12 protein-coding genes are annotated in these 12,346 nt (G+C 40.6%); 2 read left to right on the forward strand and 10 right to left on the reverse strand.

Features of this window, described 5'->3' with window-relative positions; genetic code table 11:
- The first annotated feature begins 205 nt into the window (after positions 1-205).
- The gene (locus LU635_RS06100) at positions 206-2,650 is read left to right on the forward strand and encodes an ATP-binding protein (RefSeq protein ID WP_240097245.1); all 2,445 of its coding nucleotides are present in this window, start codon (positions 206-208) and stop codon (positions 2,648-2,650) included.
- Here LU635_RS06100 and LU635_RS06105 read toward each other — a convergent pair.
- From LU635_RS06105 to LU635_RS06150, 10 genes are all read right to left on the reverse strand, one after another.
- Positions 2,640-4,001: a sigma-54-dependent transcriptional regulator gene (locus LU635_RS06105; RefSeq protein ID WP_240097246.1), complete on the reverse strand. Its 1,362-nt coding sequence runs from the start codon at positions 3,999-4,001 to the stop codon at positions 2,640-2,642. The two genes, LU635_RS06100 and LU635_RS06105, sit on opposite strands and share 11 nt — an antisense overlap.
- A 345-nt stretch (positions 4,002-4,346) precedes the next feature.
- On the reverse strand, positions 4,347-4,697 hold the full coding sequence (locus LU635_RS06110) for a hypothetical protein (RefSeq protein ID WP_240097247.1): 351 nt from the start codon (positions 4,695-4,697) through the stop codon (positions 4,347-4,349).
- 501 nt (positions 4,698-5,198) lie between these two features.
- A complete protein-coding gene (gene arfB, locus LU635_RS06115) occupies positions 5,199-5,600 on the reverse strand; it encodes an alternative ribosome rescue aminoacyl-tRNA hydrolase ArfB (protein WP_240097248.1) in 402 nt (133 codons plus the stop codon).
- A gap of 1 nt (position 5,601) precedes the next feature.
- Positions 5,602-7,140: a DUF4301 family protein gene (locus LU635_RS06120; RefSeq protein WP_240097249.1), complete on the reverse strand. Its 1,539-nt coding sequence runs from the start codon at positions 7,138-7,140 to the stop codon at positions 5,602-5,604.
- Positions 7,130-7,708 (reverse strand): AAA family ATPase, encoded by a 579-nt coding sequence (locus LU635_RS06125; RefSeq protein WP_240097250.1) that lies wholly within the window; start codon positions 7,706-7,708, stop codon positions 7,130-7,132. The genes LU635_RS06120 and LU635_RS06125 overlap by 11 nt, the downstream gene beginning before the upstream one ends.
- Entirely contained in the window at positions 7,669-8,301 is a 633-nt protein-coding gene (pnuC, locus tag LU635_RS06130; protein WP_240097251.1) for a nicotinamide riboside transporter PnuC, read from the reverse strand. The genes LU635_RS06125 and pnuC overlap by 40 nt, the downstream gene beginning before the upstream one ends.
- Positions 8,285-8,545, reverse strand: coding sequence for a thiamine-binding protein (locus tag LU635_RS06135; RefSeq protein ID WP_240097252.1), 261 nt, complete (start codon positions 8,543-8,545; stop codon positions 8,285-8,287). Before LU635_RS06135 ends, pnuC begins: the two co-directional genes overlap by 17 nt.
- 260 nt (positions 8,546-8,805) lie before the next feature.
- On the reverse strand, positions 8,806-9,192 hold the full coding sequence (locus LU635_RS06140; protein ID WP_240097253.1) for a VOC family protein: 387 nt from the start codon (positions 9,190-9,192) through the stop codon (positions 8,806-8,808).
- 299 nt (positions 9,193-9,491) lie between these two features.
- Positions 9,492-10,211, reverse strand: a complete 720-nt coding sequence (locus LU635_RS06145) for a phosphoglycerol geranylgeranyltransferase (protein WP_255749470.1) — start codon at positions 10,209-10,211, stop codon at positions 9,492-9,494.
- A complete protein-coding gene (locus LU635_RS06150; protein ID WP_240097256.1) occupies positions 10,208-10,855 on the reverse strand; it encodes a 4'-phosphopantetheinyl transferase family protein in 648 nt (215 codons plus the stop codon). The genes LU635_RS06145 and LU635_RS06150 overlap by 4 nt, the downstream gene beginning before the upstream one ends.
- Positions 10,856-10,918: 63 nt before the next feature.
- Here LU635_RS06150 and ahcY point away from each other — a divergent pair, with 63 nt between their 5' ends.
- Positions 10,919-12,235 (forward strand): adenosylhomocysteinase, encoded by a 1,317-nt coding sequence (gene ahcY, locus LU635_RS06155; protein WP_240097258.1) that lies wholly within the window; start codon positions 10,919-10,921, stop codon positions 12,233-12,235.
- Positions 12,236-12,346 lie beyond the last annotated feature (111 nt).

Here is a 12,346-nt window from a genome sequence, read left to right on the forward strand (position 1 = left end):
CAATAATCAGGAGTACCTACATTGCGCTTTAGCGCAATTCCCTTGGCAGCATTACCTGCCCAGGTTCATTGGGTATGATCTCAGCCACGCCTAAGCCCGGCACCCCTTTTTGAGATTGTGATGCAAATGTAAGATGCTTTTTTAGAAAACCAATACATTTGAAGAGATTTGAAAGAATTGGCTTAATTTTAGATAAATTTAAACAATGCTTAATTCCAGACGCTCCATTACCGTTAAAGTAGTTGCCGGATATGTAATCGTAGCCATTTTGGCAGGAATTGCTGTCTGGTATATTCACAACCAGGTAATAGCATATTCTGAAATTGCGCAATCCAACACAGAAAATAACCAGCAGCTTATTCTGGTTAGTGAGGTTACCACAGACCTCAATGAATCTGAGAATACCAGCCGGAGATTGATCCAGACAGGTGATGAGGAGGAACTGGAGCTATACAACGCCCAGATAGACTCTATAAAATCAAAACTGGAAAAACTGGAAGCCAGTTATGAGAATATAGATCTGGAATATGAAGCGGACAGTATTTCCAAACTGCTGGATCAAAAGACAGAAAACCTTAAGGAGCTGGTTGCTTTAAGGGATAGCGACAGGAATACGAACTATTATGCCAAGGCGCTTGCCGAGCTTAGAAATATTGACGCTTCGTTCAAAGATTATAACTACGAAAACCGGTTCAGGAACCTTAAACCCTACCAGAAGGATGTACTGGTAAAATGGCTGGAATATTCCAGAGAAGACAATGCTGAACGCATTACCACCGAACGTCTTGATTCCCTGGTGAAATCGGTTAAAAGAGTCCTAACCGACCTGGAATTCGCCAACCGGCAGTTTCAAAATGAAGTGATCCAGAAAGAAAATGAACTGCTGAACAATGATATGGTCCTGAATCAGCAGCTGCGTAATGTACTTTCCAGCCTGGAAAAGAAAGAACGGGAAGATTCGGTAGAGCGGGCAGAGCTCTTTCAGAGCATGCTGGATAAAACCTCGAATATTGTAATCATCGGAGGATTGATCATTGGGGTTATCATCATTTTCTTCATTATTAACATTCTTGGTGATGTTACCCGAAGCCAGCGTTACAGGATTCAGCTGGAAGATGCCAAGGAGTTTGCCGAATCACTTCTGGCCCGGCGTGAACAGTTCATGGCAGCGATAACCCATGACCTGCGAAGTCCTCTTACTACGGTGATGGGTTATACCGATCTCATCAGAAAAACAGATCTTAACGAAAAGCAGAAGCATTATCTTAACCAGATCAGAAAATCTTCAGAATTTATCTTAAGGCTGGTGAACGACCTTTTAGATCTATCCAAACTGGAAGCCGGAAAAATGCTGGTTGAAAAAATTTCTTTCAATCCAAGAAAACTTATCGAAGATACTGTCAACAATATCATCCCGGCTGTGAAGAATAAAGAGGTGAACATTAAAATAAATACTTCGCCGGAAACCAATGCACAGATACAAAGTGATCCCTTTAGGATCAAGCAGATACTGGCTAATTTAATTTCCAATGCCTGGAAATTCACAGAAGAGGGAAGTATCATTATCAGTGCAAAACTCAGGGAGCTACATACCGATGAACATATTCTGGAAATAAGCGTAAAAGATTCCGGGATTGGTATTTCAAAGGAAATGCAGGACAATATTTTTGAAGAATTCTCTCAGGAAAACAGCAGCATAGAAAAACGATTTGGTGGTTCTGGTCTGGGTCTTGCTATAACTAAGAGACTAACGGAACTTTTAAAAGGTGAAATAAAAGTGGAAAGCGAACCGGGAGAAGGAAGTGAATTCCTCATTTCCATTCCGGTGAAAAAGCTCTCTGAAGCAAGAGAGGATCTTGAAAAAGAAGAGAACACTGAAGAAGAAATCATCATGCCTGAGAAGATTGAAAACGCTGGGATGAAAGCCCTGATAGTAGATGATGAACCGGGACAATTATCCCTCACGGTAGAATTGGCAAAATCTATAGGATTGGAGACCAGTACTGCTGTTAATGGAAAGATTGCCCTGGAAAAACTCCAAACAGATGATTACGATATTGTTCTAACCGATATACAAATGCCTGTTATGGATGGTTTTGAGCTCATAAGAAAAATCCGGAAAAATAAGGAGTTCGAAAAACTCCCGGTTATTGCGCTATCCGGACGTACCGATGTTAAGGGCGAGACCTATAACAAAGCCGGCTTTAACAACAATCTTTTAAAACCCTATAAGCCAGCAGAATTAAAGAAAAACATTGCGGAATATCTCCACATAAAGTACAAATCTGAGGCGGAAGACGACAGTTTAAAAAATGGAAAACTTAGATCTGAAAATTATGATCTGCGTGATATTTATGAATTTTCAGGACGCGATGAAGAAGCAATGCACACCATCATACAGGCATTTCTTGAAGGAGCCGGCAGCAGTCTGAACGAACTGGAAACCGCCTACCGAGAAAAGGATACAGATAAGATGGGTAAACTCGCCCACCGGATGCTGCCTATGCTGCGACAGATGAAGGCAAATGAAGTGGTCTCTGTCCTAATAAAAATGGAAGATCACGAACCGGTAAGTTCAACCGAATTCGAAAAGTTCCGGAAGAATATCAGAGAGTTAATGGCAAGCCTGGAGGCCGGCACTACAGCTTAATCCCGTACTGCTTCAGTTTATTATAAAGCGTTTTCCTGTCTATGGAAAGCATACGTGCAGCCTTACTTTTATTTCCCCCGGTCTTTTCAAGTGCATCCAGAATAAGCTGTTCTTCATTCTTATTTTTGAATAATCCGTAATCATTCTCATTATTATTATTACGGGTAGCAGTAGCTATCTCATGAGGTAATACCTTAAGAGGAATAAGCTCATCCTTAGTAAGAAGAACGGCACGTTTTACCATGTTTTTCAGTTCCCTTAAGTTACCAGGCCAATTGTAATTACGAAAGGCGTGAATTGCTTCATCTGTAAAGCCCAGCACATTCTTTTCCAGATCGGCATTAGCCTCATTAAGAAACTGGTTTGCGAACAGCATAAGATCTTCTTTTCTTTCTCTAAGCGCAGGCACCTTGATAGAGAATTCATTTAGCCTGTGATAGAGATCTTCCCTGAATTCTCCTTCCTTTACAGCTTTTGCAAGGTCCTCATTTGTGGCAGTAACCACCCTTATATCCACATCAACCTCGGTATTGCTACCCACCGGTTTAATCCTGCGTTCCTGAAGCGCTCTTAACAACTGTACCTGAAGTTCATACGTAAGATTCCCTATTTCATCCAGAAACAAGGTACCTCCATTGGCAGCTTCAAAATGACCTGTTTTATCATTGATAGCTCCGGTAAAGGAACCCTTAATATGTCCAAAAAACTCGCTTGATGCTATTTCCTTGGGGATTGCCCCGCAATCTACCGCAATAAAAGGTGCGTTATGCCGCTTGCTTTGCAAATGAATGCTCTTGGCTATCTGCTCCTTTCCCGTCCCGCTCTCCCCTGTAATTAAGACCGACATATTGGTTGGGGCTACCAGTTCTACATAATCGTTCAGTCTTCTGGATGGTTCACTTACTCCTTTTACAAGATCTTCATTTTCATTCAGGACACCTTTCTCTTTCTTCGCCGGTTTGGCCTTTTTAGGTTTCACCGGAGCAACTTCATTGGTTTCCAGGGCATTTTCTATAGTCTGTAAAATGGATTCCGGCCTGAAAGGTTTGGATACATAATCAAAAGCTCCTTCCTTCATTGCCTCAACAGCCATACTTATCTCCGCATAACTTGTCATTACTATTACCTGGGTAGCCGGATTTTCAGATTTGACATTCTTCAGAACATCAAGCCCATCATTATCAGGTAAACGAACATCGGTAAGGACCAGATCGAATTTATCTGAGGCTATTTTCTTGAAGGCTTCGGAAGCATTATAGACCAGTTTTACCTTATAATCCCTTTTCTCAAGAAAAGTTTTTAACATGGTCCCAAATGCCACATCATCTTCAACTACCAGAACTTTAGACATACATCAATTTTAATAAAGCTAAACAAAGGTAATAATCTTTAAATCATTAACTTTTAAAAGAAAACATAAAAAAAGAGAGGTTAAAAATAACCTCTCTTCCTGACAAATTTAAATTTATAAAAAATTGTCTGTAATTAGATTCCATTTTGCAGATTTCCGAAATTCCTTATTGAAATAAACGAGCAAAAAAGCGGCGTTTTTAGTGTTAGTTTTTGGTCGTTAGTAATCAGGATGCATCCTGAAATGTGCCACTTTTTTGCAAGTTTACCGGGGTAGATATAGATATACCTTCAAAATTTTTCATTGATCTGCTGCCCTGGAGTTGGTTTCTCCGTTGCCGGGCATTTACTTGTCGCTGTCTGTCTTATCATCTTTTTCCAGCCACTTACCGTCCTGATCTATATAGACCTTTTCGATTTCTCCATTCACATCAATCTTTAACTTATAAACTTTCTTATCGTCTTTAGTCTTTACCCATGCCTCAGTTGCTACAGCACCATTATAATCTGTCATTAGAGCATCCTTTACGGCCTGTGGCAAAGCTGTCACATCTACAGAAGCAAATTCCTCCTGTTCCACTTCCACCTCAACTTCGGTTTCAATCTCTTCAATCTCTTCTTCTTCCTGAGCCTGTAAGTTCTGGGTTGCGAAGAACATAGCTCCAAGGGCCATGATACTTAGTGCAAACTTTTTCATAATAATTTAAGTTTTAGTGATATTGTTTATTACTAGTAATAGAGGAATAATTATGCCGTTTTGATTCAATTATCACAAAATGCTTAATAATCAACACCTTAACACATATCCATCTGATCTTTTCACAAAATTTTATGTAGAAGTTTGAAAGATTTTCATCAGAATCTGTGGAAATTCATCCTCATCTTTAGCAGGCACTAAGTGATCTTATAACCTTAATTGAAGTATATAAATAGAAAAGGCTCCGTTTGGAGCCTTTTCAATCCGAAAATCTAAATTATAAAACAGAATAAATTTGCCAGTCAGCAATTCATTCCATTCCCAATACTAACCTATCTTAATCATTGTAAAAACCGTACCAGTAAGAAAAAAGCACATTCAAAACCTATTGTTCTCTGACTAATAGATAGTTAACTAAATTATAAGATTTTTAGAGGTGTGGAATTTTGCCGGAAAAATTGTAGACTCCCCATAAAAAGTGGGGAAATTATCCCCGGTTTTCTATTTCAGCGGATCTTTCCGGTTTGCCTTGAGCTCCGACTTTTTTCTTTTTTCTTTCAGGCGTTTGATTTTTGAAGCTTTAGTAGGTTTGGTCCTCTTTCTTTTCTTAGGTTTTTTAAGCGCCTCTTTCACTTCGTTAAAAAAGGTATGGGTTACAGTCTCTTTATTTGCAGACTGACTCCTGGAATCCTCGCTGCTCATCTTCAGAATCCCATCCTTATTTATCCTTCCGGAAAGTTTCCTTTGCAACAGGTTCCTTTCTTCTTCTGAAAGACCTTCTGAATTTAAAACATCAAAGCCCAGTTCCACCTTGGTTGCGGTCTTGTTTGCATGCTGGCCACCAGGGCCGGAACTGCGAACTGCCTTATACTCAAGCTCTCTGAGGATGAGGTCCTGATCCATACTAGCCAGGCTGGTGAGATTCCTTCAACAGGTCGGAGACCGTCTTCACGGGGTTAAAGGTTTCCACCGGCACCTCAACAAAAATAGTATTCCATTTTGCCATGCCTCCATTCCAGAGACCCGGTCGCTCAAGTGCCTTTAAAGGCTTGCCGTCTTTGGTCTTATCAGCTATAAAACTCATTTCCTGGTCTACATATCTGTGAAGATCATAGCTTTTACCATTATGGTCTCTCAGGCTACACACGATATCTACCGGGTTGAAATGCGTTGCTTCCTTAGCTGTTTTGGCCTGCTCCGGATTTTCATTATCTATCTGTGCGCCTTCAATAATCTGAAGTGAGATCGTGCCCTTCTTATCCTTAACGAGGAACGGTCCTCCTCCAGGTTCTCCTTCATTTTTTACCATTCCACAAACGCGTAACGGCCTGTGAAGTTTTTCTCTGAGATAATCTTCAGAAGCATTGTCTCCGGAAGTCTCCTTAACAAAGAGTTCTTTGTTTAGAAAACTCTGTATCTCCTGAAGCTTATCTTCCGTAACGTGGCCTGAGTCAAGGACTTCAAGATATTCGAAAATCTTTTTCTGAACTCTGAAAAGCTTGCCCCCAAGCATTTTCTTAAAGTCAACCACAAGCTGGATTTGATCTTCAGTCACTACATTGTCAATATTCTTAACAAAAACGATATCTTCCTCAAGCTGATTCAGGTTCTCGATCAGGGCACCATGACCTCCCGGCCTGAAGAAAAGATCCTCTTCTTCAGTTCTAAAAGGTCTGAAATCATTATCAACCGCTATGGTATCGGTTTTAGGGTCCTGATAGGAATATTCTATTTCAAATTTAATCCCGGTCTTCTCCTCCACTCTCTCCCTGATCTCCTTCCATTCGCCCTGAAATTTCTCCTTATCTCCTTTGGAAACCGTAAAATGCAATTTGGCCACACCTTTCACACTTATATATTTTGCCGCTTCGATTAGATGTTCTTCAAAAGCCGTGGCAATATGTGAATCATATTTATGAAAAGGCACCAGCCCCTTGGGAAGATTGCTCAGGTAAAGTCCGTCAGATTCGAGAATGGTCTTAACCAATATTTTATGTTGTTCGTCATGAGACAGGGAATCATAATCCGGATGGTTCTTTTTAGTTCTTTCCAGTGCATGGTCATAAAAAGGAAGTTTCTCCATATGATTAAAAAATCTTTGAAGATCATTATCTCCCTTCTCATCAAGATAGGCTCTCAGCCCCTGTTTTTCGGGTTGAAACTCATCTGCAAAGTTATGGAGGGCCTTGAACATTCGTGTAGCTGCTCCTGAGGCAGGAACAAATTTCAGAATGCTATGATCATCCTTTTCAGAATCGTAAAAACTTATCAGCTCTTTCTTTTCATTCTCATCAATCTGGCTTATTCCCTTTCCTATGGTTGCAGCCTCGGTAATATTCACTTTTATATTACCTCTTTTAAAAATCTCTATCTGTTCTTCTACTTCCCTGGTAGAAAGTCCTTTTTCATCTATTTGCAGTATATCCTTCTCACTAAAATTCACGGTTATTTTCTTTTAATAGTTGGTTAATCTTTTTAACGGCGCTATTCAGGCGCTCTTCCCTGTTACCCTTCAGTATAAAATAAGGTCTTTGATGCTGATCCAGTGCATTTTTAAATCTCTGAAACATACCTTCACGATCGTGAGGCTTATCCCTTAGATCATCAGGAGTCCAGGGAACATCAATATACGTTAAAAAGTATAAATCGTAGTGGTTGTTTAACGCATGTTTAAGAAGATGGGGGTCGCTCCATCCATCATAATAGGCTTCGGAATACACTTTTAATTCAAGGAGATCGGTATCACAGATAAGAAGTTCTTCGGCTTCGCCGGAAAGCCGGTTTTCAGTTTCCATCTGCCCTCTTGCAATGGGAAGAATGTCTTTGGACTCACACAATCCTTTTTCCGCATTCCACTTCTCCTGAAGATATTTCCGCATGTATTCTTTTACAAGAGGCACTCCGAAATATGCGGAAAGATCTTCAGACAAAGTGGTCTTTCCGGTAGATTCAGGTCCAAAAAGGACGATCTTTATGCAGGGCGCAGGTCGTTGCGCAAGTTCCTTTTCCATGCTTTGTAACCGTAAATGGCAATAATGGTAAATACCAGGTATTGCAGGCTGGTAAAGGTAAGGCCTTTATAGAAATATAAAGGAACCGAGATTAGATCACCTATGATCCAGTAGATCCAGTTCTCCAGTTTCCTTTTGGCCATAAGCCACATTCCAACAAAGAAAATAGCAGTGGTAAGCGTATCTACATAAGCCGTCCAGTTATTCCATTTATCGAAATATTCATATACGCCAAATACAAAGATCAAAGTGGCGATAAATATGAAAACCGACTGATATTTCTCCCTGTGCGTGGTAGAAGTAATTGGTGTGTAATGGGTGGGATCCACTTTCCTTGTCCATATATACCAGCCATATATACTCATGGAAAAATAATAGGCGTTGATCATCATATCTCCCAGAAGTTCCCACTGCCAGAGAAGATAAACGAAGATTAGCGTACTCACTATCCCGGTTGGATAGACCAGAATGTTATTCTGTTTGGAATACCAGACTGATAAAAATCCGAAGATCACGGCGATGATCTCAAGAACGATGAAAAAAGTTGGATACCCGGAATACTGATCAAAGAAAAAATCAAAAATCGGCTGCATAGTCGCTCAGATCAGATTTTACGATTTTGACATGTATGAGTCCCCGGTCAATAACCTCAAACGTATTTTTAATTTCTTTGTTCAGCAAACCCATTACCTCATCATAATCGCCATAGACCTGGGTACTTAGGGGGTTTTCCTTTACTTTAAGCCCCGATTCACGCATTTTTTTTATGAAATTGGTCACCGCCGGTTCAAAATCATCCTGAAGCGGACTAAGGGTGAGCTCTACTGAAATGTTCATGGAATTCTGTTTTGCCGTCCAAAGTTAGCCAAAACTGAATTGAAAATGCATACCTGAAAAAAGGTTTTAAGCACCGGATCATTTCGACGGAGGGCCTCGCCAGGGAAATCTGATTGAAAAAAGTCCCAGCCTGGATTTCTCAATGATTTCGAAAGAACTAATAAAGCAGGTTGAAAGTAAAAAGGCCCTGAAACCAGTTCAGCATAACCTGTACTGAGCCTTAAAATTGAAGTTATTAAACCCTTACAGATTAGCCATCGCTATTTCATTGAATGTATTCCTATCATATTACCTTCAGTATCTTTCGCCAGGCTGATAAAACCGTATTCACCTATAGACATTTTAGATCTTTCCACTTTGCCGCCGGCATCCTCCACCCTGGCTTCTTCGATACTACAATCTTCACTGGCAAAGTATACAATCGTACTATTCCCTCCGGCTTCCACTCCCTGAGCCTGTACCAAAGCTCCTGAAGTTTTTCCTTTAGATTCCATATCACCTGGAAAGGCCCACATTTTTAAGGCCTCTTCAGTTGGATCGGACAACTGTGAGAGCTCTACCTGAAATACCTTTTCATAAAAGGATTTCGCCCGGTCCATATCATTCACATAAATCTCGAACCAAACAACGGGATTTTCAGTTTTCATAATTAATTGATTCAAAGTTAGAGCCTTAAATTTAATACTCTTTACTGAATTTCAAACACTTATAAGTGTCATAACTCAAAAAAGTAATAAAAACCTGCAAATAAAGTTGTAGAGATCTCTCATTGTGTTTGATGACTGAAATAATTACCTCGGAAAATGATTGGGTATCTTATTATGTAGACCCCGAAAACAGTTCAGGTTGACAACTGTGGTATTGAGAATGTCAAAGTGCTTAAAAAGCGAGGTAACCAATAATAAGAAATTTGAATTAAATATTTCAGACCGGGCAGAGTAGGAACCTATTCCCGGAAACTACCATTTTCAAAAGCAGTTCCAATCACAACCAGATCGGCTCCTGCATTATAGGCATTCTGAAGTTGCGTAGTGCTGCGAATACCCCCTCCCACGATCAACGGGATCTCAAGCGCCGACTTAACCGACCGGATAATCTCTTCAGACACGTGTGTTTCAGCTCCGCTGCCTGCTTCGAGATAGATGAGTTTTTTTCCTGAATACTGTCCTGCCAGTGCGGTATTCACAATATTCTCGATATCATCCTGAGATAAAGGAATGGTATTGCTCACTTTATGGACCGAACATTTCTTTCCGCCATCGATAAGTATATACCCTGTGGGTATGATCTCCAGCTGGGTATTTTTAATTTTTTTGACAGATTTCACTTGCTGCTCTATCAAATATTCCGGATTTCTTCCTGAAATAAGACTTAAAAAAAGAAGTGCATCAGCATGGCCCGAAATCTGGCTGTGATCTCCAGGAAACAGGATCACAGGAAGTTCCGTTATGTCCTTCAGTATTTTTACGACTTCACAGGTCCGGCCTTCGGCAACAACACTTCCGCCAACAAAAATATGGGTAGTGACTTCCGGTAAATTGCTTAGAAAACCACTTGCATTATTTTCATCGAATTTGTCGGGGTCTATCAGCACCGCCAAAAGTTTCTGTTTCATATTGACCTCGCTTATGATCCCGGCCAAACATAGGTTAGCATCAGTTATCATGAATCGCCGTTATTGCCGGAAGGAAGGGCATATACACAGGTGAAATTTTCGAATTCCAGGAATTCTATATCAAACCAGCTATCAATTCCATTATATCTAACATGGGTGGTGGTTTTGGAATCGTCAAAGTCGAAATCGGTCACATTTATATGTTGAAGAAAGCCGATCCCGGGTTGGGCCAGAAGTTTATAAACCGATTCTTTCGCCCCCCAGACAATGGTAAGTTTTCTTATAAGGGCATCTTCATTGGCCAGGGTATGGTATTCGTCAAGCGGGGTGAACTTATTGGCTATCTTGAGTATCTTCTCCCGTTGCTTTTCAATATCTATCCCAACATGATCATCACTAACAATGATCGCCGTAAAATTGAAAGAATGGGTGATAGAAATATATCTATTATCTACAAGATGCGGTTTGCCCAGATCATCATAATAAAGATCCTCATCTACATATCCGGCTTCTGCCATTAGATGCCTGATACTCATAAATCCGCGGCGGTGGATCTCAGATTTCATTCCATCTACCCGCCTCTGGCAGTGCGGGGTAAGTCTGATTCCATCTGCGAGCCATTCGTAAGGTTCTTCCACCTTCCAAATGAAGGCTTTAGTATGCTTGTTTACTGTTATTGTTTTGTAAAGAGGCATAAATTTTCTAAGAGTTTCCGTATTTTTGCAGCTGATTAAACGCTAATATTCAAATATAATAATATGTCGACTAAAACAGTGCCTTATACTAAGTATAAAGTAAAAGATATTTCCCTGGCTGAATGGGGACGAAGAGAGATAGAACTCGCAGAAGCCGAAATGCCGGGACTTATGGCACTTCGTGAAGAATATGGAGAATCCAAGCCTTTAAAAGGAACCAGAATTGCCGGATGTTTACATATGACCATTCAAACGGCGGTTCTTATTGAAACCCTTGTAGAGCTTGGTGCAGAAGTCACCTGGAGTTCATGTAATATTTTCTCTACCCAGGATCATGCCGCCGCCGCTATCGCTGCTGCAGGTATTTCTGTTTATGCCTGGAAAGGAATGACCGAAGAGGAATTCAACTGGTGTATAGAGCAAACTCTTTTCTTCGGGGAAGAACGTAAGCCATTGAATATGATCCTTGATGACGGAGGAGATCTTACCAATATGGTACTGGATGAATATCCTGAATTAGGGAAAGGCATCAAAGGTCTTTCTGAAGAGACTACCACCGGGGTTCACAGACTTTATGAGCGTATGAGAAATGGAACCCTTCCTATGCCTGCCATCAACGTTAACGATTCCGTTACCAAATCGAAATTTGACAATAAATACGGATGCCGTGAAAGCTCGGTAGATGCTATTCGCCGTGCCACCGATGTAATGCTGGCCGGAAAACGTGTAGTGGTTTGCGGATATGGAGATGTTGGTAAGGGAACTGCTGCTTCTTTTAGAGGTGCCGGTTCTATAGTTACCGTTACTGAAATCGATCCTATTTGTGCGCTTCAGGCAGCTATGGATGGTTATGAAGTTAAGAAACTGGAAACCGTGCTTCCAAAGGCCGATATCGTAATTACTGCGACAGGTAATAAGGATATAGTTACCGGAAAGCATTTTGAGGCGATGAAAGACAAGACGATCGTTTGTAATATAGGTCATTTTGACAATGAGATTGATGTCGCCTGGTTAAAGGAGAATCATGGAAATACCAAAGTGGAGATCAAGCCACAGGTTGACAAGTATACCGTAAATGGAAACGACATCATCTTACTTGCTGAAGGCCGTCTGGTAAACCTTGGATGTGCCACAGGTCATCCCAGCTTCGTGATGAGTAACTCCTTCACCAACCAGACGCTGGCTCAGATAGAACTTTGGAAGAATACCGATCAATACGAAAACAAGGTTTATATGCTTCCAAAACATCTTGATGAGAAGGTTGCGAAACTTCACCTGGAAAGAATTGGTGTGGAGCTTACCGAACTGAAACAGGATCAGGCTGAATATATAGGAGTGGAAGTAAAAGGACCTTTCAAACCCGAATATTACAGATACTAATAAAGATTAAGGTAATTAGATTTGAGATATTAATAAGCTCCCACTGTTGCGGGGGCTTTTTTTATTGATTTAACTGAATAAAGTTTTCCTTATCTTAGGAATTCCTTAAAA

It is taken from the genome of Christiangramia crocea, from assembly GCF_022410465.1.
GTDB classification, from domain to species: domain Bacteria; phylum Bacteroidota; class Bacteroidia; order Flavobacteriales; family Flavobacteriaceae; genus Christiangramia; species Christiangramia crocea.

Excerpts from the sequence above, each read along its gene's own strand:
- pnuC (WP_240097251.1), bottom strand. The coding sequence starts at position 8,301 with ATGCAGCCGATTTTTGATTTTTTCTTTGATCAGTATTCCGGGTATCCA.
- LU635_RS06135 (WP_240097252.1), bottom strand. The coding sequence starts at position 8,545 with ATGAACATTTCAGTAGAGCTCACCCTTAGTCCGCTTCAGGATGATTTT.
- ahcY (WP_240097258.1), top strand. The coding sequence starts at position 10,919 with ATGTCGACTAAAACAGTGCCTTATACTAAGTATAAAGTAAAAGATATT.
- LU635_RS06110 (WP_240097247.1), bottom strand. The coding sequence starts at position 4,697 with ATGAAAAAGTTTGCACTAAGTATCATGGCCCTTGGAGCTATGTTCTTC.
- LU635_RS06145 (WP_255749470.1), bottom strand. The coding sequence starts at position 10,211 with ATGATAACTGATGCTAACCTATGTTTGGCCGGGATCATAAGCGAGGTC.
- LU635_RS06140 (WP_240097253.1), bottom strand. The coding sequence starts at position 9,192 with ATGAAAACTGAAAATCCCGTTGTTTGGTTCGAGATTTATGTGAATGAT.
- LU635_RS06125 (WP_240097250.1), bottom strand. The coding sequence starts at position 7,708 with ATGGAAAAGGAACTTGCGCAACGACCTGCGCCCTGCATAAAGATCGTC.
- LU635_RS06105 (WP_240097246.1), bottom strand. The coding sequence starts at position 4,001 with ATGTCTAAAGTTCTGGTAGTTGAAGATGATGTGGCATTTGGGACCATG.
- LU635_RS06100 (WP_240097245.1), top strand. The coding sequence starts at position 206 with ATGCTTAATTCCAGACGCTCCATTACCGTTAAAGTAGTTGCCGGATAT.
- arfB (WP_240097248.1), bottom strand. The coding sequence starts at position 5,600 with ATGGATCAGGACCTCATCCTCAGAGAGCTTGAGTATAAGGCAGTTCGC.
- LU635_RS06150 (WP_240097256.1), bottom strand. The coding sequence starts at position 10,855 with ATGCCTCTTTACAAAACAATAACAGTAAACAAGCATACTAAAGCCTTC.